We start from the raw sequence: 26671 nt of genomic DNA on the forward strand, positions 1-26671 counted from the left end.
ACTTTGCGTAAAAATCTCGGCTTCTTACTCCAGCTCTGCATCCAGGCCAATCCTCGTGTCATAATCGATTCGTCTGCTGCGGTCCTTTCCGCTTAGCACCGTGTTGTACGGCATGGATAAATTTTGATCAAGCGTAAGGAACGACGGCTCCGTCAAATAAGAATTAATTCCTACGTAGCTATGGAGGTCGGCGTAGATGCCCGGTCGCAGGACGATGAGCTTCGCCTCTGTAAAAGCAGGCTTTTGATCTTCCAAAATCTTTTGCAGAACCGACTGCTCTCGCTCTGTTTTCGCGCATTCCTGCGAAACGATCAGGCAAAATTGATACGGATGATCCATGTACAAGGAAGAGATTAGCTCGTGCAGCTCCGGAATCGCCTTCATGTCCCTGATTTGAAAATACTCAACGATCATCGGGCGCTCCCCGGTATACAGCTGTACCATCTTTTCCAATCCCGCACGAGTACCCTGCTCTGCGTACAGCTCCGGTGCGCGACGAATCAGCTCTCGGCGCTGTGCCTCTGTCCAATGCTCTTCCCTGCCCATCCCTAACCAGGAAGCGAGCCAAGGGACGAACTCTCCAGGTGTCGTATCAGGATCGAACAAACGTGAGATGGTATCAATCTGTTCCTCCAGCTCCAAGTAAAACGTCCCGAAAAGGGAGAGGAAGCGCTCCAAGAAATCAGCACTGGCAGGTTCACTTTGATAAGTCGCTGGCAGATAACGCAAAAATGTGTCGCGCGGCGAGTAAATCCGCATTTGCCTGAGGAGCGGCGAGTGGCGGTCAGTACCGAGCCATTCGATTTTGAGCCATAAATAGCGGCCTTGTGCGGAATGAAACAGTGCATCTGAAGCATTGATTACCGGCTCTGACCATAGAGTAGCCGTCCGTTGCAGCTTGGTTTTCCAGTCCATGCCGGGTTCCAGCAAAAAATCATCCAGATTGCGTACGGCTCCATCAATCACCTGCTCTTTTCGATCAGAAGAAAACGTCGAGATGAGTAACTGCGTTTCTTCCGGTATGTCTGCTTCCAGCGTGAATTTATGCCACACCGTTTCAAATTCCGTGCTATCCAATGCACGGGAGAAGTAGATGCCCATCGGTATTCCCGTCGCATCCAGGTTGGACGTCCGCGAGACGAGCCTCATCATAGTCAGAACATTTTTCTGCGCATCCCAAACGTACAATCGTTGCTGGTGATCAAAAACAAGCTTGTCTGCTCGACCGTGGTAATTGGTCAATGGCGCAAGTGCTTCTCCCGTAGGTTGAAAACGCAAAATGAATCGGGTATGATCATGGGCCGAATCGATGGAACGACTATCACCCACATAGAGGATGGGACCTGGACCCACTGCAAATCCCGCGGGCTTGGTGCCTGACGGAATCGCCAGAGTGCACACATCGGCGCCTTCCGAAGAGAACCGAAACACTTGATTCGTCTGTGCCAAAAATAGATAGGCCATGCCCGTTTCGGCAACGGACAGACGAAACAACCTTCTTCGCCTGATCTCACGGAGTGCAGATGTCTCTGTTACTTTCAATTCCTCATGCACGTATGTAGCGTCCACTTTGCCTGCCCGATTCAGCCGAAGGACGATGACTTGTGTTCCCGCTGCGATTTCCTTCCGTGCATTGTCTCCATCTACGACCACAGGTGTCGCGATGTAAAGACATCCTTCTCCATCCAGCCCTGCATCCAAAGGAAAAAGCCGCGGTTCCTCCCCCTCTTCCCAGCTCCAAACGCACTGGCCATTGGCTATGGAATACGCTCCGACTTTTCGCCTCGCCTCGGGGTCGATGATGTACACGTATTCATCGTCAGCGACGAGAAACGAATCTCTGGAAAACAACCCGCGTCCAGCCCGAAACACCGTCTCCTTGAAGTTGTTGCTGTCATCGTAATGCGTGATCTGCCCGCTTTCATCCAGCCAAAGCAACGAACCAACGCGTGCCATGGCAAAATCCAAGAGTCGAGAGTGATGTGTCGTCCCAGCCTGATGCACATGATCGATCACATATTCGGGCGATTTATTCAGCGCGATCCCCTCGTTGGAGACGTGAAGGTTATACCAGGCCCCCCGCTGCCAATCGGACGGATTGTTCAGGGAAAAGAAACGATTCATTGTATCCACGCCCACTCCTCCGTTTGTTCACGTCTATCTTTCTCTATCCAAAACGAGCTCCAGAACATGCTCTCCTGAGTACACCAGCGCATGGCGCGGAATCTCAATATCGCCCCCTTCGTCCCTGACGATGCCTGTGCCCTCTGCGGAAACCCACAAATCCGTCACGTACAGCACACCCTCGATCTGGTTTAACACCTCGTAGAGATCACTTTTATAAACAGGTCGGCCAAACTCCCATCCTTTTCCTTGGTGAGTCGAAGGATTGTGCAGATCCAAAGGTGTCAAATATCGCTGCAATGCTTGTAGCACCACTTGCTTTTTGTCTGCAAATGCAGGCTCCACCATGATTGTCGCAAAAACGGTCACCTTGATATAGGCAGGAGCTGCTACATGGACTTCTGTCGTCAGGAGCCTTCGCTGTTCCAAGTGATGGCGAACAGTACACAGGAAGCCTTCACTTGGCAGTGGTGTCGGCTGATCGCTGAATGGGACGATGACGACGGTCATTTGAGCGGCTGCATTTTGCTCGGAAGCTCCCATTTCCCCTACTTTGTACAGGGGGATTGCCTTCGCCCGGGCCACTCGCAATCCGGGAGTCGATAGCGCGATGGCCTCATAATCTTCTGCTGTAACGGCCCGCTGCGGTTTTTTCCATTCCGTCCTCATCCTGCGCTTGGCTTCATCAATCGTTTCCCGTTCGCTTCCCCCACAGGCTGGACGGGGATTCGTCACCTGCGCAATGGTTCGCTGCCGGGCGAGCGGCAGGAATCGGGTAATTTGACCTCCTTGCACATTCCCCCTCGCACCTTGACCTGTCTGACACGATATGATCCGAATACCCGCCATGCCTTCCAGTCTTTCGGGAATGGCTCCGTGCTCATTGTTGCCAAACGCAATTTCTGCCCCGTCTGCATCAATCAGCATAAAATGGCGGTCCTGTGGTCCTGATCGGTCAAAATCAGTGACCAGCGACCAGTCTTCCCAGACGGGCAACGGACTGCCTTCATCCTGACGCGCTACCTGAATGACAAACGTTTCCGGCAAGATCGATTGGACATTCAGCCGAAACACTTGATGTGGCAATCCACTGCTTTCTCCAATGAACCGCTGCCCTGCAAAGTCACTCCGATAGGCGATGACCCGAATATTTTTGCGACCTTCTGGCGTTGCACTTCCAAATCGAATCATCTTTGTGCCCTGTTCTGGGTCACGCGAAACACGAAACGAAAATACGCCTGTATCGGCTTGGTCTGGTTCATCTTGATCCCATCCACTTTGCCAATATTGCCCCTTTTTGTATTGAACCTCCACAGTGCCGTCGTACGATAGCGAACTGGAAAGGACGATCGTCTGATCCGCTTGCCCCGTTCCATCGAACTCCCATACTTGACTGAAGGTTTCTCGTTGGATGACACTCACGGTGTTCAGCTCGATTTTTTCCATGCGAGGAGCCAATTCGAATCGACCTGCTCGCAATGTCGCACAGAGCCAAAAACGCGGCCGATCATTGGCAGGGTAAAGCATGAGCGGCTTCATTGTTCCTTCCAGCTCGATCAGGACTCGTCCGGAGAAGGAGAGATTCATCGTTTCATCCGAGATTGGTGGCAACGGACTCCACCCCATTTCCTGCGTTCGTTCGTTCTGTCCGTAGTACTCCCACTCGAGGCTGGCCGATGGAACGAAAAGCGATGTGGGCGTAAGCGGGGCAATTGGGACAGGATAGTCCTCAAACAGGCGCAATCCGATGGAGACTGCTTTCCCCACTGGCAGCGGTCGATCAAAGCCCAAGTAAATCTTGTTTCCTGTCTTCGGTTCCTGGCCAAATGCGTAGTAGGAAACACCGTTATGCGCATTGGATGAACTCACATCCGTCGTCCCGCTTTCTGTATGAACCAGCACTCGCTCCAGGCTGGCCGGTACCAGAACAAGCGAATGTTCCGTCTCGAAAGGAAGATTCCCCGCGAACAATCTCGTCTTCTCCGGAAGGATCGCTTCTTCTGACACGTCGAAAAACGTTACATCCGTCATTGCACATGACTGGTTCTTTGGGTGTACACCCATGAGCTGCAAAAATTTGCGTTCGTTCTTTTCGGTTATCCGGTTGAGATAATATTGCTGCATTTCCATCAACCACGCGAACATCTCCAAAAGCGTAATGCCGGGATCGTGATGACGGTGATCCCCCCACTCTGGCTGCAGCTTGGGGATCGCGTTTTTTGCTTGTTCGACGATCTCTTCAAAGTGGCGATCATCCAGATTCTTGGATGGAAGCATAGTGCACACTTCCTTTTTCAATGTTTGGGTGGGAAGAAAGCCTAGCCTTCGTGAACGCGGACGCTGATTCGATGTGCTCCCTCTGTGACGATCCCATGTACAATCGTTTCGTATTCAGAAGCGAGTATTTCTTTTCGGTGCCCATTTTCTGTTCGAAATACAGCCAAGGTCAAATGATCCACAAAGCGGACGCCCTTTACGGATTTCAACAAGGCAAACAAGAGCGAAGGGTGTACACGCTGGCCTATTTCCCAGCCCCCACCATGCAGATTTCCCGAAATCGGGTCAAGGAATCTCGCGAGCTTGCCGAGTGTCTCCAGCTCCACTTCAACGATTTCCTCCAAAGCCCCCACTGCCAGCTCTGCCGTCACCGCAATTTCCAAGTAGACAGGCTCCCTGACATGAATCCGTTCGGGAGAGGCTATTGTCGCTGCCGCATGTGTAAGCAAGTAGTTCGTGACAGAACGCCGGAGCTCCAAAAATGGTGTCCCGAAGCTTCCCACTGCGGGCAATACGATCACAGTGACATGCCCTGCTTCTTTTTGCAGTCGGTTGTTCCGATTCGGCAAACACTTCACTTTGACTATCCCCGGATGCGCTTCGCGGACGAGCCATTCGAAATCTTCAGCCGTCACCGCTCGATAACGATGCTTGATTGTCTGAGGACCGCGCTGCAAGGCTTCCGTCAGCAATTCCCGATTACTTCCCCCAATCGCAGGCACCGGATTGCTGACAGCTTGGACAAACGGAATCGATTGTTCCAGTTGATTCAACTGTCCTGCTGAAAGATTCCCTGCCGCTCCCCCACCAACCTTATACGTCACCCTTACGGAACCGAGTCCGGTTTGTGGAAGCTCCCTACCGTGTCGGCCATCGCCAAACAAAATTTTTCCGCTAGCACTCTCCAAGCAGTAATGGCGATCATCCGGGCCAGAATCGTGCAGATGCTCTACTCGCTTCCACAGAACCCAGCATTTTTGTTCGTTCCCTTCAGAATCATAGAGAAGCTCCACCCGATTTTCTGGATGTTCCAGCCAGCTCTTTCGTTCACTCGGCAAAAAGAAGCCTGTTTCATCTACCCATACCTCTTCGCCCATGACGGGATGTCGGATCAATCTGTACTCGGCTTGTGGCCCCTCTGTTATTCGCTCTGCCATTTCATTGCGAATCGTCTCCTGTTGAATGGCTCGTATCGTATTCGGATAAAAGCCGCTTAGCACGGGATGTCGTGCATCCGAAGTGCCTCCTCCAAGACGATTGTCTACGTTGACGGCGCGAATCCAATAACGCTCCCGTTCAAACATTTTGCTTTTTTCCATATCAAAAGGACCAGCGAAACGCACGGTACCACTTTCCGTAAAACCAGTGGTCTGATCAATCGTCTGCAGCTTGGCCCAAGTCGTTGCTCTTGCTTCTCCCCGCTTGTACTCCCATTGCACTACCGGAGCAGCCCCTGGGGATTCTTCCATTGGGAGAAAAGAAAAGTAGAAAGAAAGCGGTCCTTGTAATGGCGGCTGCTCAAATCCAAAGTAGACGGCGGGGTGCAGGCATTCGGGCGGCAAAAACGGCTGGAAGCTCCCCTGATAATTGCCTGTACCGACAGGTTGCTGCCAATCCAAGTCGTTCTGTATGAGAATCGCTTCCGGCTCATGCAGCGACTCTCGGTACGAGTAGCTCAGACGCATATCTTCCAGCCACGGGGCCATGTATACAGGATTTGGGCCGTATAAGCCTTCCACCTGAAGAATTCTCACACGAATCCAATAACCATACTGGGATTGCACGGTTGTCGGCTGCAAGTCATCTGGACACGTAAAGGCAACCACAATCTCCTCATCCGAATCGGTGCCGGCAAACAGCTTCTCCCGATCCTCTCCTGACAGAAGCACCATCCATCCACTGCCATTCCAGTATTCCCATACCACCTTGCTGACCGTGACGGGTGTCGTCGCAGGAGGGTCAAAGGAAGACTCCTTCATGATCCATTTCCATTTCGGTTCCGGTTGTGAAAGATGCGTAGCGGGATAGGGCACTGTCTTCATTCGAAAACGAAGGGCAACCGTACTTCCAGGCTTCGTCAACGCCTCTTCACAGGACAAAAAAAACATGCCATAAGGTGCAAGCTGCTCGCCAAACGCAAGGTAACCACTCCCAGAAACCTGTACATCATTGGAGAAAAGCATGTCGGGTGCAAGGCCCTTCGGATCATCTGTCGGCAAATAATCCGTCTTCATCTGGATTTGGGTCAGAGAGGTGCTCCCGCCATTTTTCATCCACTCATGAATCATGCCTGGCTTCACTCTACAGCGGAGCCAACGGTTTTCGATTCCTTGCACTTGACTAGGCTCCCATTTTTTCCGCTGCTTTTTTTCCAAGCGCAGCCGATTTAGATCAGCTTCGATCTTGTCGAACAAAACCCATTCGCCCTCTGACTGATACGTCCACTCGACCAGCTCTGGATTCGCCAGCTTCTCGGTCAGCAAGGATTCCAGATAGCGTTCCTGATTGGACACCATCGTGAGCTGGATCGAAGCACTCTCCCCTAAACAAAACAAGTCCTCGTGCCCCAAATACCAGCAATGCTCCTGGTGATTAGGCAAAGTCTGGCAGTCCAATAGCGGGAGCGGTGTATTTGTTCCAAGCCAACACGTTACATCTGTTAAAAAGTCTCGACTGCCATTGGCAAACAACAAATCTGTCGGGAGAGAGGGGGTAGCCAGCATAGGCTGATCGGTTTCAAAAACCACTTCATCGCCAAGGGCAGACTTCCCCGAAACCTTTGTACCCGCCGGAATCCACACTGGGTTTTGCACGCCCGTACTCAATTCAAATGCCAAAAAGGTTTCTGCCGGTCTTGCCTGAGCCATCCCGACACCAAGCATGTTGAGAAAAGCGATAAAATTTCGCTCCGGCACTTGATTCAAGCGATCACGATTATTCATCAGCATGTCTGCGAAAAGGAGAAATAATGCCGTACCCGCATCAGGATCTTCTGGAGTGAAGCGCCACTCCGGTGTGTAGAATGGCACCATTTCACGCATTTTCCGGATGACTGCCTGCATGTCCCGCGGATCGACCAAAGGTGGCTTCACATTACCCACCTCCCTTCCTGAATTCTTCATACGATTGTGACTCTTGTGCTATCCACGTGGATCGAGACGATGGACAGGATACAACAGCTGATAGCCTTTGTTTGTCGCACGTACGGTATAGCTGATCGTAACATTCACCGTTTCGGAATGAGTCTTGTCGACCTTGGCCTCCACTTGGACATCCCGCACACGCGGTTCCCAGATCATGATCGCTTCTGCGATGTCTGATTGGAGCAAAGCTAGGCTCGTTCCATCCGTGCCATCAAACATAAAACCTTGCAATCCGCTCCCGAATTTCGGTCGCATCACACGCTCACCCTTTGCTGTGGAAAGAATGATGCGTATCGCTTCAGCGATGTCATCCTCGTAGTCGGACAAGCGAATACGGCCTGTAGCCTGATCCACCTGAATAGGGAACTTCCATCCTTTTTCACCGAATGGCTGCTGCATGGAATCCCCCCATGAATTAATTCAATTTGATCACCGAGCCGTTGATGGCAACAATGCCGTCAGATTTGATGTTCAGAGACGCTCCTGCTTTAATCGACATGGCTCCCTGCGCCTCCAGATTCAACTGGGTGGACTTGATTGTCAGCGATGTGTCTGACTGAATGATCACTTGCCCTTTTGCATTCAACGTAATCGTACTTGAGCCGCTCTTCACCGTAACTTCATTGGTGCTACCGCCTTTAATAGCGATTTGGTTGTTTCCACTGCTCTCCGTAAGCACAATACTCTCATCCTTGTCCGACAGTTCCACCTGTTGTCCTTTTTTCGTGGCAATCGTGATCTTCCCGTCATTCGGATCATCGCCGAAAATCACTTCATGGCCTGCACGGGTCGTGATTTTTCGGATGTTGTTTTTCTCCGCCATTTCCGGACCTTTGTTTTCCTTATTCCATAACATCCCAATCACAAATGGTTCGCGTACATCTCCCCAGTGAAAAGCGACCAACACCTCGTCGCCTACCTCCGGAATAAACAGGCTGCCGCGATCTTTTCCTGCAAAAAGCGTGGCAATTCGCACCCAATCTGTCTCCCGCTCGTTATCAACCAAAGGCAGCTTCAGCTTCACACGCGAGAGCTTTTCCGGGTCTTCGTTGTTCGTCACAATCCCGACAATGACACCATGGATTTTTGCCCGTTCTTCTTCTGTTATTTCATCCTGGTAGAACCAATGATCAAAGCTCATATCGTATTTCCCTTCACTTGAAACGTCGTGACATAGCCAGATGCCACATCGATGGTGTGTGTAACAGATGTGATGTAATATGGCTGACTCAGCTTTTTCCCCATGCCCTCTAGTGTGATATAGCGGCCAGCACGAATTTCTGGCAAACCGATGGCCTCGCAGTTGCCGTCGAGAAGGTTCATGGCGAGTTGATTCAGGCGTGCCTTGGCGACCGCCTTTATCTCCTCAGGTGAGTCCAGCTTTTTCGTAGACTCGTATTTATCAAAATAATCACCGATTGCTCGTAGCAGATCAGCGCTTGTCTTCGAATTGGTCCCGAGCTTCCCGATATCTGCGCTCGTTGCTTTCGCTTCCTGGAGCACCGTTGTTTTGTCCTTGTCTACCCATCGCACCGTATAGGAGGAGGCTTGAGAAGCAATGTTCACATCGACGGAAAAGCTGCGCAAGGAAACTCCCCAGATCAAGGTAAGGACCGGCGTCGTGTTGCTCAGTGGCTTACGGAAATACAAGTTCTTCCCGACGATAAAAAAGTCGTAGTTACAAATTTTCGCAAGACGATTGATAAACTGAAAGTCAGTCTCGGCCACTGTCTTGGTAATGGTCTCGATTGTCTGAACCGTATCATCCACATGCGTTGACAAGCCGTATTTTTGTCCCAGCTCTTTCACGACATCACTGTATTTCTTTTTATTCCAGGAGGTAGACTTGTTATCGACCATAAGCAGGAACGATTTGTCCATCCCTTTTACCGTTATGGTAGGCGTCTCCTCGCATGCAAACGAAACGGCTGTAATGTGTCCGTAAAAGAGACTGGATAGCTCGGTTCCATAGCCCATCTGAATTTCAATTTCGTTGCCAGGAACCAAATAGTCATCTACCCAGCGGAACTCCCACGCTGCCGTATCAAAAGCATTGGTTACTGAAAACGAAAACGTATCTGCTTTGCCTTCCAAGCTAGAGTTGATCGTTGCTTTGGTAATGGCGACACCTACCTGGCTGATCAGCTTTTTCCCTCCAACGAGTATTTCCAGGGCTGGGGAATGAAAGTTGTTGTACGTTTGGCGCAGGTCATCGAAGGAATGGCGGTCTGTCGTCAATTTCAATTCGCTCATGCCCTCGTCACCTCACAAGTGGCACATGCAGGGTAGTAGCCGGTTTTAGAAGTCTGGGATTGTCGATCCGATTGGCGTTCGCAATGTTTCGCCATTTCGACGCATCATTGTACGAGCGATACGCCATCAAGTACAGCTGATCTCCTTGGTTGACTGTCTGTTGTGCGACCTTTTCTCTTGCGGCCCCGATATCGTCCGCGGACTTTTTCACGCTCGTGCCTTTAAATGTGACGCCTAGCGTGGCTCGTACCGGTGTGCCTTGATCGAGAAACATCGTGAATCGCTGCGAAACCTTCTCGACAACACCAGTGAATTGAAAGCTGTCCCAGACGAATTTGCATAGGGGTGGTGTACTGATTTTCTTTTCTACGGCCATCAGTCCCAGCACCTGATTGGTGAATGCACGCACATCCACTCCTGCCTCGTATGTATCAAAAAACAAGTCGACCGATAATGTCTCGATATCACCGCTCGTAAACATTCCGACTGGTACAGATTGCCCCAATATCTTTTGCCAAGAGTAGTTATTGGACGCATCTACCTTGTATTCCGAAGGGTTAAAGAGAACAGAAATACTCTCCTTGAAGTCACCTTGCCCATTGCGATCCACTAAAATTTTGGCCTTTTTCTCCTGACCCATCATTGGCTTTTGCCTCTCTTTACCGAAGAAATAGTCGTCTGAGCATACGGCAAATCCTGCTTATAAACCTCGTCGCTGCCGCTCCTGAGTGAGGCGCTTGTCCAGCTCCTTCATCATTTTATCCATCAATCGATCCACCTCTTGTGGGGACAGCGACCTCTGATTGCCAGCCCCCTCTTGCACGTGTAAGTCGACCTGTCGCTGGGGTGGAAGTGTTGTCGTCTGCTGCACAGCGGTTTCTTGAGGCTGAATGCTTTTTCGCAAGTACTCCATGGACGGCGGCGACTGAACGGTAGCCACAGGGCTTGTGTGGCTGTCCGCTGTGCGTATTCCTCGTCGATGAATATGGGTTGCGTTTTCGGACAGGGAAAGCAGCTCCGATTCTTCTGACGCTCTTTGAGCTTGCTGGATTCGTTGCAGGAGTGGAGGCTGCATCGTCATTGCAACCATTGGCTTTGGAACAAGTGTTAGGGATGTGTTTTTTTCCGCCTGTTCTACTTTTTCCGTGAATAGCCCTGGTTTTTGCAGAGGAGTGAGACGAGCGTCTCGAATCTCGGCCTCCTGTGCCCAATCACTAGTTAGCTGTTTGATCGTCTGCATCTTCTGGTTAACCATCAGAATCTGCTCTTGGTTGCTTTGTTGAAAACGGCTGCGGCGACTGAACTGTCCAGAATGCAATCTGTCCATGGTTAAATCAATGGATTTTTCTCTCGCGAATGGAACGGAGCTGATTGGATGGTGGCGAGAAAATGGCTCCAATCTGTTGACTCGATCTTGTCGTTGGAGTGGCTCGATTGCACGTCTGTTTCCACTCTCATGCACGATACTGCGGGGCATCCCCACGATTTGACCATGCACAAGGCTATGGAATGGTCCCCATTGTTTCTGGACAACCATTTGTGCATCGTGACGATTCAGAATAGTCGAGAGTGGGTGATGGCTTTGGACATATGTTTCCGTCCGGAAATCAGTTTGGATAGCTTTTCTGATTTGCTCCATGACTTGAAGAAAGGAGCGAGCACGTAGGGCAACGGCGTTGGTCCGCAAGTTGGCTGTCTGCTGCAAGAAGTGGGAGCGACGGCTTTCTCGTAATGGATTGCTTTCGCCCTTGCGAGACCTTGACTGATCATTCGATTGCTTTTCACTGCTCGGGGAAGCTTTCCTACTTGTGCTTGTTGAGCCTACCTTTGCAAACCCACTTGTTGACGATAGCTTTGCAAACTCGCTCATCGCTGCCAGCTTCGCGCTTTTTTGCAAGAGGATCGTGAGTCCTAGTTCCACACTCCATCCAGCAGCTAGCTGTCGCAATGAGTTTCTGTCAGTGACGTCCTCGCTGGTAGAAAACGGCTTCGCAGACGTACTTTGCAATTGCTGATGATCTGCTCCTCCAAGTCCAATCCAATCTGTGGCACGAAGCTTTGCAAAACCAAAGCGGTTCAACCTGAGGAAAATGGCTTCCCGATCATGACGATGTGAATGCACGAATGCTTGACTTGTACTCTGTTCATTTTTTAGGAAGACGGTGTGCCGTAATGGTCTATGCACATGCTCGTGTACCATCGAGATCGTCGCTTTTCGTCCCAATAGGCTGAGCTTTTCTTGATTCTTGGAGAAAGGGAAAGCAACATTTGTCTGCTTGCCCCTCTCACTCTGAAACGACAGTAGCTGACGTACCATCTCGTTTGACATCTGAGAAACGTGCTGATTTTGCAGAAAATAAATAGCTGGCTGGACATGATTACTGACCGATGTACTCTCTTTCGTTAGAACATTCAGCAGGTGTATCAACCATCTACTAGGCGTACCTGCCACAGGATGCAGAGATCGATTCTCCGGTTCATTCAAAAGGTTCCTTGGCGCTTGAGTTCTAGTAGCAAGGAGCTCCCTTGCTCTCAGCTGTTTTACCGCCATCTGTTGAAGATACACCCACTCCATCACAGACTTCTCGTTCGTCTCGTGATGGGTAGAACTTACGATACGATTCTGTAGTGTCTGCCAGAGTTGGCGATTCACACGGAAGACAGGCACGAAGCGATTCCCTACAAATCGTGCAGCACTTGCTGTACCTGCTGGCTCACGCTCGATTTCGTTATGAGTTTCAAGATATTGCTTGACCCACGGTTGGTTCAACCATCCTCGTTTTTCAAAGAAAACAGGATCATTGGCGGACTGGTAGCTCTGAATCCAATAAGCAGTGATCGATTTCCTGACAACTGACTGTGAGAGAAGCGGAAATGTTCGGGAGCTATCTGTGGTACGCGTTATACGCAATGGGAACGGTAGACCTTGCATATAGTGTAAAACGTGTAACGGCGAACCCGTCCTCCACTCTTGCTGTAGCATGTCAAGCTGCTGATACGAAGCACGAGACACAGCTGGAATCACATTCTTGTTACCAAAATGAGATTGCCCATGGCTCGATCTCAAGCGAATGGACTGCTCCCTAGCAATCTGATTCAACCCAGCTTCCTGTGAGATTCGCTGTTGCAGCCACTCGTATGTCCGCTGATTCCTTTGATTCTTTGTTGCCATCGTTTCAAATGGAAGCAGTTGCAGCGTATGTAATGGTATGCTAGGGGGTTTCTGCTCAACCCGAGACACCAACATGGTTGCCAGTTGCTCTTGGCTTAGGACAAGCTGACGCAACCAATGTAAAAAAGTACTCGACTGTTGTTCCCGCCAGCTGTCTATCTGCTTCGAGCTCTGTCCAGAACCATGTACGGCAAAATGCACAGGATCACTTTCTGCCTTCGAAAACTGTTGAGCCAAATGGAACAGCTGTTTAAAGCGTTCCCTTACAGCCTGCTGTTTGGTCCGACCAGTATCCGCTCGATGAAGTATGCGAGGCATTAAGGACGAGAACATCTTCGAAAGCTCATTGCTATGAAGTATCTTCCGTTCCAATGGGATTAAAGAAACATCAGACTGCGTTTCTATCATCCACTCGCTTTTTACTTGTAAATGTTGACGGCTTCTCGCGAAAACAATCGGCTGTAATACACGTAGACGTGGATTCGCGTTCATCGTCCTTGGACTTGTGATATCTCTGCCGTCATTTCCGGCTTTCTCCGTCCACACCGAGCGGTCCAAGAAAGAGCTCGCAGCCCGTCCTTCTACTCTTTTTAGCAAAACTGGAAAAGACCACGTCCCAATCGTTGAATCCATCCCTCTGCGGATCAACTGCCAAAAATGGCGAACTCCAAACTGTTCGAATCGGCCAGTTTCAGAAAGAGTCGATCTGACACGTGAAATCATAATTGCATCTACTCTAGCCGCGAACCGTATCCGTTCAAGTTCATGTTGCAAGCTCCTGCGTCCACCAGGATCACCCATTCGCACCGTGTGTACCAAAAACTCCGGTGAAACATAGGGAGTCTCAGGCGTCCAAAAACTTCCGCGTACCGTTTCCTTGCTGTCTGAAACCATTGCTTTCAAAAGAGGCGCGGCAAAATCGGCTGGGTGTATCTGCTCTTTTAACCGCCACTGCGGGAGCCATTTTTCAAGTGAGCTTCCTCGCTGAACCGAAGATTGAACATAGCTGGACCTGCGATATCTATCTCTTCCATTTGAGATAACCGTGATCTGCGGCAGGTAAACCTTCTCGATTATTTTGGATGACGCCCACTTCTGAAAAAGCTCATGTATCAAAGTAGCTGGTCGTACTTTTCGTCCTGATCCCGATGCTTGCGTCATCACCACGCGCTCTTTTGCCCCTGGTGAGCCAGCCTGTCCGTTCGGCAACCTTTCGCGATTCAATCCGAGGTAGGAGTCCACTTGTGCACGCATGCGCACATGAATGAAGGTCTGATGAAAGTGGTTTTCCTGCCCTCCGATACTCGGCGAAAAATCACGATGGATCAAAGCGAGGTAGCCGGGATCGCGACCTTCCCCGTGCCGATACTTTTGCATGATGCTCTGTGCAAAGCCTTGGTTGGACGCTCTTGGCAGCAGTGATGGGCGACGCGAAGGTGGGAGCTGCTTGATCGTTATCATCGTTTCTTTTGCTCCTTGCAGACGGGATACAGCTTAAAAATACGATTTTAAGCCGTGGTGCACGATTTCCAATGTCTCGACCGCCACTTCTCCATGCGTGGCCCGGAACTCCGGTCCAACCCACTTGACCGGATACGCCCCTTCAAATGCCCAAGCCCCCACGTCGTTTCCGTTTGGGTCCATAAGAATGATTGCCCCTTGCTTGCGCTTGCGCTTTTCTGGCGGGCCAAAGTGGAAGTCCTCATACCATCTCCACAGCTCGTTTGATCTCACAAACCCCCGTTTGAAGACCAGATTGGGAAACTTGCTGCGTTTCGGCAGCTTGTGGACGAAATGATTCACGCCGCCCTCCTGGTATTCCTCCAGCTCTGTTTCAACCGCCAATCCGGACACTTCACTAAATCCAGCAACCCAGATACCATCCATCTCCAATCCAAACGGAAGAAAGTCCACACGAAATCGGAGGTTGGTGTAATATGGATTCTCATTGCCGAACACCAGACTCACCTCCGCTTGAACACATCAAAAACATTTTCCGGTTCGTCATTTTGCTTGCGATTGATGGCGGATATTTCTTCACACCAGCGCCGTCGTTCCTTGTGTTCCATCGACATGATCTCGTCGTGAGGCCAGTGAAAATAGTAGGCGATGAAGGCGGCTTCTTCATAGATCTTGTCGACGGGATACCCACTCATACTCCCTCCAGCGCCCCTGAAAAAGCCATATCTACCTGAAATTCATGCTCGCATTTCGGGCAAGATGTCTTGAACATCGAACTGTCCAATTCATTGATCTGTCTGTACAGGTTTTGCAGGTACGCGAGATCCGCTGTAAACAGTCGTTCCACCACTCTTGTATCTATTCCCCGTACATCTCCCAGTTTGGTAATCACTCTCGTCAGCAAAATAATCGTCAGGTAGCCGGGATTTTGCTGGACACGCGGATCACGCATCGGCAAAATCTCGTCAGCAGCCGTCGCCAAGCGCATGACACCCCGCTTGTGCAGGTTTCCTTCTTCATCCACATAGCCGCGTGGGAGCTCAAATTCGTATTCCGTTTTAAATGCCATGGTGTCATCCTCCTCAGCACCCGAGACCAACAAGAGTGACAAAGAAAAGCCTTTTCCTTGCCACTCTTAGGCGTCGGGATTTTCTATTATTTTGTGCGTGTCATTCCTTCGTGGGCAATTTCCAACTGCTCAATTGCCACCTCTGAGGACGTACCGTTAAAATCAGGGGCCGTGTATTTGGTCGGCCATGCTTCGATGACCTTCCATGTAGCGACATCATCTCCGGCTTCGTTAATGGCAATGATCGTTACCGTTTTGCGTGCGACCTTGCCCTGGATGGTGTCCTGCATCCAGTTGTACAAATCCATCGAATCCGTCACGCCCCATTTCAGCGTGATGTTCCCGTATTTCGCCAAGCCCGGGAGCTTGCGTGGAGTAATCACCTCATTGCCTTCGCGATACTCGACTACGTCCACAGACGCATCAAAGCCCGATACCTCACTGAAGCCTGCCTGCTGAATGCCGTCCATCTCTACCCGATACCGAAACTTGCGGTATGGATCCTTGCGATCTGCCATACTGTACCCCTTTCCTCACACCGTTTTTCTCCGTGAATTATTGCTGATCAGATGTTTTTTGTGTAATACGGAAGATGACGAACTCTGCTGGTTTGACAGGAGCTACACCAATCACGCAGATCAGTCTGCCATTGTCGATATCATCTTGCGTCATCGTGCTTCTGCCGATTTGGATGTAAAAGGCTTCCTGAGGGCTTGAGCCCATCAACGCGCCATCTCGCCAGACGCGCGTCAGGAAAGAATCAATCGTGCGTTGGACGCGGGCCCACAGCCTCTCATCATTTGGCTCAAATACCACCCAGTTTGTCCCGTTTTTGATCGATTGTTCTATGAAAATGAACAGGCGGCGCACGTTTATGTACTTCCATAGCCCATTGGATGACATTGTACGCGCGCCCCAGACGCGAATTCCTTGACCTGTAAACGCACGAATCAGGTTGACTCCCTTCGGATTCAAAATATCCTGCTCGCCCGTATTGTACTGGCAATCCAGTCCTGTGCAGCCACGTACGACCTCGTTAGCCGGGGCTTTATGGACGCCGCGGGTGTTGTCCGAGCGCGCGTATATACCAGCCATGGAGCCTGATGGCGGAATGTAGATGTTGCGCTTGTCCAACGGATCGAACACTTGCAGCCAAGGATTGTAGATGGCCGCGTATTGTGTATCGAAAATATTGCGATGCGTCAACACATCGCTTACTTTTTTCTTGTCGCGTGGGATATCGAGGATGGCGAAGCGACTTTTCAGGTTTTCACAATGAGCCACAAGCGCAAGCTGCACATTCGGGTCTGTCACGCCCGGAATGGCCATAATGCTCACTTCGTCATTATCGATGAAGGCTTGGATTCCCGTACGTTTTCCCGGTCCGTGGTCCTCCCCCATGTATTCGCCTGCTGACAGATTGGCGACAGAACCGTCGCTACCCCCTGCCAATGAGATTTGATACAGACCGAATTCCGTCTTTCCGCCCTCGGATTGCGTTTCTTCCGCCATCCCTGAAATGACGGTAAAAGGAGGGATGACTTCTGCGCTCGCTGGGGCAGCACCTGCTTCGACCTCGACGATATTGCTCTTGGACAGCAGCTTGCTGACATGATTGGCAGCAGAGACATTGAGCGAGCATTTGTCGAACTCTTCGGCCTCATCGTTGTAGAAGACTTGCACCGTAAATTCGCATGTGGACAAAATCTTGACCGGCAGCAGATTGTTATCGATGACGTCTCCTGTAAGCACGGTAGACAACTCGATCACATTGTCCTGCGAAGAAACCACTTCGCTGTACTGCTTCGTTTCACCGTCGTAGAAAGAAACAACATCACCTGCTTGAAAGCCTGCACTGTTTTTCACGCGGTATTTAGGAGCTTCGCCTAGCTGCTCGTAAATCTGCGTTTTTGCCTTGCTCGACGGAATCAAATTTACGCGGATCTGATTTCCCCATGCCCCCGGGTTTTTTGCCATAATCCGAAGGACAGCCCCTTCGCTGTTGCCCTCATTGGAAGCCGGCTTCGCATCTGCTGGCGCTACCCGCATCACATAGCAACGAGAGCCACCATTCAGAAAGAAGTGATCCACCGCATAGGCAAGATAGCGGTATTCGCCAAATGCATTTTCAGACAAATAGGAACCGAACAACTTGCGGAAATCATTGACACCTGTAATCAGCTCAGGCAATCCCGCAACGGGTCCTTTTTGGGCCAGCCCGATAAAGCCGGCCGTGCTCGTACTCGCTCCCTCCATGGGAACGGGGCCACTATCAAACTCCTCGACATACACCCCTGGTGATAGGTACTCTGGCATCGTAACCTGATTGGAGAGTTCCGCATGTATCAGCAGCAGAAACCTGCAATCAGTCCCTCCCTCCGATTAATTTCATCACTTGCTTGACCACTTACAAAAATGCCGTTTTGATACGTGAGCCTTGCTCTATAATCAGGCAGCAGGATGTCATGGACCGACGCCAAACAACTGCCGGATCACCCTATTTAGGTCTGTTCATTTGGATGATACCTATGGATTGGTTCGTACCGGCTTGAATGGAAAGCTCGGCAAAACCAGCGGCTTCTTCCCGCCGCACTTCAATTTTCATACGCGCATGAGTTTTTTCCAGAAACAACGGAAGGGCAACTACGAATTCTCCTCTGTCGTCGCAGTGCGTTTCGAGCAGTGGGAGTAAGACAGTGCCTCTTGGGTAGGCAAAAGAAAGAGGTTCGGTCAAGGGATAAACCCGACCTTTTGGGGGACTTGCAAAACGAATGATCGTCCCTTTACATGTGGGTGTTTCGAGAAGAAAAGCGTCAGCCAAATCGACTTGGCCCTTTTTACTGGCTACGATTAGCTCCGTGGCCTCTTTGTCAGCATCCTCGGCCAATCTCACCGGGGCATCTCGCTCATACGAGATGACAGCCTGCACACAGGCACCGCCAGCTGGGGAACCATCCGCCACGCAGGCTCTCCCTCTAACAAGGGAGTCTCCTGACCGGAATGGATAGGCTGGACTCGGATGCAAGTAAACGATTCGTTCGGAGTAAGCTGTGCTCCCGGTGATCACGGAGAAGGTCACGGAGCGATCCATATACTCCCTGCTGCTTATGTTGAGTGTGTAAATCCCATCGGGCAAATCAGTAAAGATATACCATCCGTCCCCTTTTTCTATGGGCACTTGTGGATGATTCGCCAAGCGAACAGACAAGCTCGAGCGAAAAGGAGCTCCTTTTGTATACATGTCCACCAGACGGACGGCATACGAGAAGACGGAACGAATGCGCACCTGGAAATGCTGCTCCATTAACCATGACCTTCCCCTCGTATGCGAATATCCCGTTCCAGCACGCGCTTCGTTGAACGAACTCGGGTGGAATCGATATGAACCGGCCCGACCGAGTAGCCGATGGATAGCTTGTACGGAACATGCGGAAAGAGTTGGATGAGTTTATCAACGGGAGGCTGCTCCACGACGACACGAAGCTCTGTATCCATGTTTGCAAGGGAGCCTTGAAGCTGATCGCCACGCAAAATGGCGTTGTCGTAGAGAACCTGCATGGCACGCCCGAGGATGCGGTGCTCGTCCAGCATGCGGGTATGCTGTTCCGCTGGGGAATGGGCGGTCAATATGTAGGAGAGATTGACCGTCATTGGGGGATATCGCAACTGATCAGTACCTTCACTGATCATCATGTGCTGCCTCTCCTGACTTTCCCGGATTTCGTATAAAAACAAGGCTAAGGCCAAATCTCCTGGCTGAGCAGGCGAGCTTAGACCAATCAGTTCGGGTTGGCTAATTGGCTCCGGCGTCATCTCTTTTCGCAAAAGAGCGAGCAGCGTCTCTCCTACTTCAGCAATGGCGGTGTACTGACTGATACCCGCTCACCTCGACATTATTTGACAGAATATACTTATCATAACATTCAAATTAATGGTTTTACATGAATTTTTATCTAATTTTGTAAAATTATACACTTTCTTCGACACGCTACCTGTTGGCGTACTCCCCCAAATCCTCTTTCAATAGCAGCTTACCCGTCTTTTTTAACTCCTGCTTCGCAGCCGCAATCAAATGGCTCATGGAAACGGGCGTGCCTTCCGATGCAGCCAAGAAGGAAGCAGCGAGAACCACATTTTTGATCCCTCCCCCAGCAATGTGCAGCTTGGACGCGAGAAACTCAAAATCGATATCAGCAGTTCGCGGCGTATCGGTCGGGAACATGCTGCGCCATATTTCTTCGCGATAGTCCGGTTCGGGAAAAGGAAACTTCACCACGTAGTTGATTCTGCGCATGAAAGCCTCGTCAAAATTTTGCAAGAGATTCGTCGCCAAAATGGAGACCCCCTCGTACTCCTCCATCTTTTGCAGCAAGTAGGCCGTTTCCACATTCGCGTATTTGTCATGCGAATCTTTCACTTCTGAGCGCTTGCCAAAAAGGGCATCGGCTTCATCAAAGAAGAGGATGGCATTGCCGATCTTCGCTTCTGAGAAGATATGGTGGAGGTTTTTTTCCGTCTCCCCAATGTATTTGCTGATCACCTGCGACAAGTCAATTTTAAAAAGTTCCAAACCTAGTTCATTTGCCACGACTTCCGCCGACATCGTCTTGCCCGTACCCGGAGGACCTGCAAACAACATGCTGACGCCCTTGCCATAAGAGAGCTTTCGCCCAAAGCCCCACTCTCCCAAAACGACATTTCGGTAGGTCACCTGATTGCAGGCGTTCCGCAACAAAGTCAGTTGCTCCTCAGGCAAAATCAATTCTTCCCAGCTGTATTTGGGTCTCAAACGCGTGGCGTGCTTTTCTAGTGCATGCCTCATTTGCAGGAAGCAAGCTTCATGGAGATGTGTTTTCGTAATGATCCCGTCTTTCGTCTGCATCGCCATCTCGTTTGCTCTTTGCAGCGCCTGGTTGATTTGCCCGGCATTCAGCTTGAATTTTCCGGCTAAAACGCCTACATCAATCTCTTGAGAAAAGCTCATGCCTGCACGGCCCTTCTCCCATAATCGCCTCCTTTCCGTTTCATCTGGACCAGGCACCTCCATTTCCAGCCAAATCCTCTTCCCCAGAGCGTTTTCCGGCTTCCATTGACTTTTCGCCAAAATGGCAATGGGGCCCAGAAAGCTTTCGAGTTCATCCATCATCAGTTGCTTTCGCCCAACGGTTTGGACCTCTTCTGTCTTAAAAACCTCGAACTGATGCAAGCACAGCACCCCCCGACGCAGCTGCACCTCCCGCAATACCTGCTGGAATCTGCGTGAAAAAGCTTCCTCGTGGATCAAGCGCTCTGCATCGACGAACAGCACTGGTCTCCTGACGCGATGAAACAGATGCTTGACTCGATGCCTTTTGCCAACGCCAGTCGGACCATGCAAATGCAGGAGAATCCGCTCTGAATCTACTCCTGCCGTTTCCCATAATGTGTCAAAGCGCTCCTGCAAATGAATCGCACTTTCTCCTACCAACGGTTCCAGCTCTTGATCTGGCAAGCTCCAGGATAGCCAAGGTGGCAGACCGGCATCACCTCCATCCCTTGTCGTCAAAAAGTGCAGCATACGTTCATCCAGCTTTAACGGCCGAGAAAGCCATGAGCCGCTGCCCCCCATGTCCCCCTCGGTAAAAAGCAGCAATCGGCCCAGCTTGCTTTTTTGCGCAAACGCTGTCCAGGCCTCTATTCTCTCGGTCGCTGTCCGGCAAAATAGCTGCATCGCCAATTCGGGAGTAGGTGACTTGCATGTAATATCATCGAGGAGGTAGCCAAACAGCTTTTCGTACTTCCGATCCAGCTCGACTGCCAGGCAAAGAAATAAACATCCCAGCTCGAAGGGGTTGAGTGAAAAAGCGTCTGCCACTGCCAAAATCGGTACGCTACCCGCTTCTTGCATGTGCAGGGCATGAAGTCGTTCCTCGCATGCTGCCACCCGCTCTGCGAAAGCTTCCCATAGCAGCGTTGCCGGCGGAGCTGCCTCGAGCAATTGCACAACTTCTTCCTCTGTGACAATCACCCCCCTCATTTGATCGAGCGGATAATCATCCCCCTGCTGTGCTCGCACGGCCAGCAAGCGCATCAGATGAATATCCAGCCATCGAAGCATCTCTTCGTAATAGTTCCACTGGTTGTGATTCGGTTCGGGACTCGTCATTTCGCTTTTTCACCGCTCCTACGATATTTTCAACTCGCCAGACCAATCTCGCTCGGCCCCTTTTTGTGCGTATTCATCACATAAGTAGAAATACTGTCGCGCCGCCTGATCCCAGCGGTTTTGCTTGATGACGGACAGAAAAGCGGAGCGTGCATCGTGAAACCTCCCATTTTGATACATCGCAATCGCTTGCTCAAACAAATCCTTCGTCTCATCCTTGTGAGCACGAATCTGTTCAGCGTCCCCCTCGTAGACGTCGTACAAATGCATCGGCTGAGCCTCCCCCTCGATATGCACCCAGCCTAAATCACGATATCGATACGGCGTGCTCTCTCCCATCTTGGCAAACAGCGAATCGGACATCAGGATGCAGGCCCCGAGCGTTTCCGCCATCTTTTCCATTTTCTCCACCACCCGGACGTGATCCGATATAATCGCAGCCTCCAGACGTGTCGCCTCACCAATAATCCCCAGCATCAGCGGACCATGATGCAGAGCAACTCGCAACTCAATCGGATCGTATCCTTTTTCCGCCCGTTGCTCGTTATAGTCTGCTAACGTACGGCGCATCTGTACCGCCGCATCCAACGCGTCTTTTGCCTCTTTTGGATAAACAGCAAGCACCCCGGGATCGAGATATTCGGTAATCATCCCTTGATTCTCGTTCACAATCGGAGCAAAACGTTTGAGAAACGCATTGATGACACGGAAGGTCGTCTCTGGTTGCAGGCGATGAGAGATGGCATGAAACGATTGCAGACTCATCCGCATAACGGCCATTTCCCGCTCCACTTGATCACCCAGCTCCACGTCGAGTATGCTTTCCTTCCCGAGAAAATGGATAAACTGCTGCGGCACAAAGCGATTGTTCGCCTCGCTCATCCTCGTGATATTCGAAATGTACTGACGAATGCGCTTTGCCATTTGGTTGAAGCTTTCTGCCAGCTTTTGAATTTCATCCATGGAACGAACCCTGGCCACCACACTGTAGTCGCCTTTTCCCATATCGGAGACGTTCGTTTGCAGATTGCGGATGTTTCGGTAAGTCAGCCACGAGAAAAGGAAAAATAGACTCGCACAGATCGACCACACCAGCGCAGCGCCACGACCGAGCTCACGGGACATTTCGTTGTGCTGTATGCGGACCCCGTTCATTTCTCTGCCTAGCTCCAACACACCGGATAGCTTGCCTGCGGAGTTGTAGATCGGGGCCATCGCGTACATCCAGTAGCCTGTCCGATCCTGGGCTTTACCCGAGACGATCTCCCGTTTCATGACCACACTGCGGAACTCATCATCAATGGACACATTCTCAAACACTTCTGCGCTGTCATTGTCATCCATCATGAGAAACAATTCGCCATCCTTGTATTTGTAAATCGTTTTATATAACCCCCTGTTCACATTCACATCGTCTGGGACCTCCAGTTTTTTCAGGTTGGCCTGTATAGCTTGATAGTCCGCATTCATGTAGTCAATCGCTCCATTGATTCCATCCAGCCTGTCCCCTTCGATCAGCGTAGAAATAACATAGGCTTGGAGACGAAGATCGGTTTGATTTTCCTTCTCCATAAACGAGAAGGTCAGCTTCGTTCCCTCCAGTTGAAGAAATACAGGGACAACAATGAGTGGGGCGATCACAATCGTTTGCTTGATAATCAACGGAATCCGGAAGAGGCGAAACAACAGAAACTGAATGACACAAAACAGGAGAACTGCCATACCCAATCCTGTCCACCAGGTCCATTCCTTCAAGCGGTCTTCTCCGGATACAGACGGGGACGTGAGCTTGGTCATCACATTTCCTTGTTGATCCAGGAAGGCGAGTTGACTGTCTGTGGCGACTACGATCTCATACTGGGGAGTTACAGCAAACGCCGTTAAGGCACTGCTATCGCTCGACTTGATCTGCTCGAATGTTTTGGAAGGCACCATCAAGGCGATTTCATCTGGATGTGCGGGATCGAAGCGTTCAATGACATTTTGATCAGAATTGTAGAAAAGAAGACGCCCTGCTGGCCCCACTTTGACATGATCGGGGACGGTACGATTCGTTTCCGAGCGCTCAGAGTGAATGTAGAGCGGACCTTTCACTTGAGCTTCCCCGCTTCCCTGGGGAACGTCGACCTGAAAAAACTCTCCGCGCTTGGTAGTGACATAGGTATGCCGTGGGTCTACTCCTGTGATTTCATTGACGTACACTTCATTAGGCAATTGGATTTGATAGAGTTGTGTGGGGGGTGAATCAGAGGGTACAAATTGATAGGCAATTACTTCAGGATGTTGATACACATAAAAATAAAGGCGATCTTTCGCAACTTGCAGGGAGCGTACCTTGCCAATTCGCTTGTACGAGCTGTTCGCTCCGTATGAATCTTCATACACGACTTGTACGATTTCTCCCTCTGGCGACATTCGCACGATTCTCTCGGATACAGTCCGCAAGCCAAAGCTGTCGAGCTTTGTAATCAGCACGTACGCATATCCTTCTTCGTCGATGGCTACCTCTGTGAAATTTTCCAAGCCTTCTTCTGGATTTTGCTCCAGGACTTGCTGGTACCGTAGCGTCCGATCGGGGTACAGGCTAGTCAGCTTTTGGTGTCCATCCGTTATGAGGACGACATCCTTTTGACTATTGACCGCGATGCTGTTGATCCCTTGAAACGGTTCGTCCTGCTTCCCGCTTCTATTCACGTTCCAAGCGAGCAGCAAGCCGATCCCAACAAATACAATCAGCAGTCCGGTCAACCAGGAATACTTCTTGTTATTTCCCATCGTTTGCGGTTCTCCCATCTCTCGAAAACGTATTTTCGAAAATGATACCAAGCAACATTATACTAAAAATTACAAATTTCGCTATACATCTTCTCTATTTGACATTTATACTACTATACAGATTGATTTTCAATATCTTACCAGATGACTTATGAAAAGGAGTTGGCTTCATGGGACAACTTGTCTGCGGAGGAGCCATGCTACAGTGCAGCTTCGGTGCTGCTCCCAGTTCACTTATGGTGCTCCCGGTGAATCGCGTCACAACCAGTATGCCGATTGCAAACATCATGGACAATAAACCGATGGTAAACGTCCTTCCATTCGGGATGTGCAATACGATGTCCAACCCTCAGGTCGCAGCAGCCACAGCGGCAAAGCTGGGCGTTTTCACTCCGGTCCCCTGCGTTCCTGTCACAGCAGCCCCTTGGGTTCCTGGCTCCCCTACTGTTCTCGTCGCCAACATGCCTGCCCTCAATCAAACCTCCAAGCTCATGTGCAGCTGGGGTGGCGTCATTTCAATCACGAACCCCGGACAAGCGACGATTCAGGTTCCCTGACAAGTAGGGAGGTTACGATATGGACAAACAACTCCAAAAGCTAACGGAACAAACGATTGTCGACCCGCTCACCCATCCGCTCAAAAAATGGGGGCAGGATTGGATAAAAAAAGGAGCCGCCCTCCCCAAGCAAGCCCTCGATTGGATCAAGAACGGCATTGCCGGATTATTCACAAAAAAAGAAACTTCACTCAACGATTACGTGCATATCGGCCGTTTTTACATCGCCAAACGCTTTCTCATTTTGACAGGACTATTCCTCCTTGTCCTGGCCTACTTCCTGTTCATCAATCCTCCCGATGCGCTTAACCGCTTTTTGCAACGTCCCATCGTCATTCACTTAAAAACTCCCAATCAACAGATTTCCGACACGGGTTTGGCGATCATCTACAACCCGGAAGGCACGATGATCTATTCTGGTCAGCTCGTGGATGGTCTGTATGACGGAAAAGGCGAGCTCTATGACGACAATGGCAAGCTTTTCTACAGCGGCGAGTTTAAAAGCGGCACTCCACAAGGCTTGGGCAAAGGATACCGGAAAGGCGTTCTCGTCTATCAAGGCGGGTTTGACAATGGGGTATACGCTGGTCAAGGAGCGTTGTACAACGACAACCAGCAAGTTGTTTTTCGGGGAGATTTCAAAAATGGGAAGCTGGATGGAGCCGGTCAGGAATTGTACACAAATGGCGCAATTAAGTACGAGGGTGCTTTTCAAAACGGCGTGTACAACGGAGCTGGCCGACTTTTTACGAAGGATGGGAAGCTGCTCTACGACGGACTTTTTGACAATGGCTTCTACGGCGGCGAAGGTACCGATTACTACGAAAACGGGCTCGTGCAGTATAAAGGGCAATTTGTGGACGGCAGATACAACGGGGCCGGGAGTCTTTTTGATCGGGATGGCAAGCTCGTTTATGAAGGGCATTTTCGCAATGGGCACTTCAATGGAACCGGAACCAAATTCTCCACCAGTGGCAGCATCGTTTATCAAGGTGATTTTTTGCTGGGCGTGTATCACGGGCAGGGCGAGCTGAAAGATGCAAGTGGCGTAACGCTGTATAAAGGCGGCTTTGCCGAAGGGCATTATCACGGAACGGGAGAGCTTCGTTCTGCCGAAGACGCTCTGTTGTATCAAGGGCAATTTCGGGCAGGTGCCTACGACGGCATCGGGGTACTCTACGACAAGGAAGGCTTACCTCTATATAAAGGTTTTTTTCGCGAGGGGCGCATTCATTTGCCAGGATTCATTGGCATCTCCCGGAGCAAGCTGGAGGAAATCATGGGCAAGCCCGACGATGACACACCGAAGGAAGCCGAGGGTGCTGTTCCTCCTCCTGCCGATCAAAAAGCACCCGAAGTTCCACCAGTAAAGGATACCACTTTATCGCCGCAAAAACTTTCATATCGTGAAATGAACATGGCTTTTACACTTGAACCAGCACCAGGACTCCCTGGCAAGCAGATTGTCACTGCCGTTCACGTATATCACCCACAGGTCATCTCGATTGTCAAAGAAGATCGGAACGAGCTCGACAGCAAATCTGCCATTTTGCCCAAGACATCCTCCACATACTCTACCCGTACTGGCGCTATCACGAGCTATTTGGTCGACCCGTATCTGTATCTCTATTTCTATCAGGCACAGCAAAAGGAACCCGTTCAATTGGACGTGACAAAAGCAGAGGGGGTGTAATC

The 26671-nt window shown here is 50.6% G+C and carries 19 protein-coding genes; 2 read left to right on the forward strand and 17 right to left on the reverse strand.

All coding sequences use genetic code 11. The annotated features are described in order from the left end of the window. Window positions 1–24: 24 nt before the first annotated feature. From FO446_RS20505 to FO446_RS20585, 17 genes are all read right to left on the reverse strand, one after another. On the reverse strand, window positions 25–2124 hold the full coding sequence (locus tag FO446_RS20505; RefSeq protein ID WP_237901079.1) for a phage tail protein: 2100 nt from the start codon (window positions 2122–2124) through the stop codon (window positions 25–27). Between the two features lie 33 nt (window positions 2125–2157). After that, window positions 2158–4401 (reverse strand): putative baseplate assembly protein, encoded by a 2244-nt coding sequence (locus FO446_RS20510; RefSeq protein WP_237898936.1) that lies wholly within the window; start codon window positions 4399–4401, stop codon window positions 2158–2160. Window positions 4402–4442: 41 nt separating this feature from the next. Then, a complete protein-coding gene (locus tag FO446_RS20515; RefSeq protein ID WP_237898937.1) occupies window positions 4443–7493 on the reverse strand; it encodes a putative baseplate assembly protein in 3051 nt (1016 codons plus the stop codon). A 48-nt stretch (window positions 7494–7541) separates the two neighbouring features. Continuing rightward, window positions 7542–7943, reverse strand: coding sequence for a GPW/gp25 family protein (locus FO446_RS20520; protein ID WP_173610970.1), 402 nt, complete (start codon window positions 7941–7943; stop codon window positions 7542–7544). A gap of 16 nt (window positions 7944–7959) precedes the next feature. Continuing rightward, complete coding sequence (locus FO446_RS20525; protein WP_173610969.1) at window positions 7960–8685, reverse strand: phage baseplate assembly protein V; 726 nt, start codon at window positions 8683–8685, stop codon at window positions 7960–7962. Beyond that, on the reverse strand, window positions 8682–9797 hold the full coding sequence (locus FO446_RS20530) for a phage late control D family protein (RefSeq protein WP_173610968.1): 1116 nt from the start codon (window positions 9795–9797) through the stop codon (window positions 8682–8684). The genes FO446_RS20525 and FO446_RS20530 overlap by 4 nt, the downstream gene beginning before the upstream one ends. 7 nt (window positions 9798–9804) lie before the next feature. Beyond that, the gene (locus FO446_RS20535; RefSeq protein ID WP_173610967.1) at window positions 9805–10440 is read right to left on the reverse strand and encodes a CIS tube protein; all 636 of its coding nucleotides are present in this window, start codon (window positions 10438–10440) and stop codon (window positions 9805–9807) included. 57 nt (window positions 10441–10497) lie between these two features. Beyond that, window positions 10498–14430, reverse strand: coding sequence for a hypothetical protein (locus FO446_RS20540; RefSeq protein WP_237898938.1), 3933 nt, complete (start codon window positions 14428–14430; stop codon window positions 10498–10500). 33 nt (window positions 14431–14463) lie between these two features. After that, window positions 14464–14928 (reverse strand): phage tail protein, encoded by a 465-nt coding sequence (locus tag FO446_RS20545; RefSeq protein ID WP_221868141.1) that lies wholly within the window; start codon window positions 14926–14928, stop codon window positions 14464–14466. A gap of 5 nt (window positions 14929–14933) precedes the next feature. Beyond that, window positions 14934–15125 (reverse strand): DUF6760 family protein, encoded by a 192-nt coding sequence (locus FO446_RS20550; RefSeq protein ID WP_007721336.1) that lies wholly within the window; start codon window positions 15123–15125, stop codon window positions 14934–14936. Continuing rightward, on the reverse strand, window positions 15122–15499 hold the full coding sequence (locus FO446_RS20555) for a hypothetical protein (RefSeq protein ID WP_007721338.1): 378 nt from the start codon (window positions 15497–15499) through the stop codon (window positions 15122–15124). Before FO446_RS20555 ends, FO446_RS20550 begins: the two co-directional genes overlap by 4 nt. 86 nt (window positions 15500–15585) lie before the next feature. Beyond that, window positions 15586–16017 (reverse strand): phage tail protein, encoded by a 432-nt coding sequence (locus FO446_RS20560; protein WP_007721341.1) that lies wholly within the window; start codon window positions 16015–16017, stop codon window positions 15586–15588. Window positions 16018–16054: 37 nt separating this feature from the next. Then, complete coding sequence (locus tag FO446_RS20565; RefSeq protein WP_173610964.1) at window positions 16055–17815, reverse strand: phage tail sheath subtilisin-like domain-containing protein; 1761 nt, start codon at window positions 17813–17815, stop codon at window positions 16055–16057. A 181-nt stretch (window positions 17816–17996) separates the two neighbouring features. Continuing rightward, entirely contained in the window at window positions 17997–18803 is an 807-nt protein-coding gene (locus tag FO446_RS20570; RefSeq protein ID WP_221868140.1) for a hypothetical protein, read from the reverse strand. After that, the gene (locus tag FO446_RS20575; RefSeq protein WP_047071825.1) at window positions 18803–19375 is read right to left on the reverse strand and encodes a Pvc16 family protein; all 573 of its coding nucleotides are present in this window, start codon (window positions 19373–19375) and stop codon (window positions 18803–18805) included. The genes FO446_RS20570 and FO446_RS20575 overlap by 1 nt, the downstream gene beginning before the upstream one ends. A gap of 112 nt (window positions 19376–19487) precedes the next feature. Continuing rightward, window positions 19488–21644 (reverse strand): ATP-binding protein, encoded by a 2157-nt coding sequence (locus FO446_RS20580; RefSeq protein WP_237898942.1) that lies wholly within the window; start codon window positions 21642–21644, stop codon window positions 19488–19490. An 18-nt stretch (window positions 21645–21662) separates the two neighbouring features. Beyond that, complete coding sequence (locus FO446_RS20585) at window positions 21663–24419, reverse strand: adenylate/guanylate cyclase domain-containing protein (protein WP_237898943.1); 2757 nt, start codon at window positions 24417–24419, stop codon at window positions 21663–21665. Between the two features lie 170 nt (window positions 24420–24589). On the opposite strand from FO446_RS20585, the gene FO446_RS20590 reads away from it, so the two are divergent. Both FO446_RS20590 and FO446_RS20595 read left to right on the forward strand, forming a co-directional pair. Beyond that, window positions 24590–24976 (forward strand): DUF4280 domain-containing protein, encoded by a 387-nt coding sequence (locus FO446_RS20590; RefSeq protein ID WP_015892467.1) that lies wholly within the window; start codon window positions 24590–24592, stop codon window positions 24974–24976. 19 nt (window positions 24977–24995) lie between these two features. Beyond that, on the forward strand, window positions 24996–26669 hold the full coding sequence (locus tag FO446_RS20595; RefSeq protein WP_237898944.1) for an MORN repeat-containing protein: 1674 nt from the start codon (window positions 24996–24998) through the stop codon (window positions 26667–26669). Window positions 26670–26671 lie beyond the last annotated feature (2 nt).

The organism is Brevibacillus brevis, from assembly GCF_022026395.1.
GTDB lineage: Bacteria > Bacillota > Bacilli > Brevibacillales > Brevibacillaceae > Brevibacillus.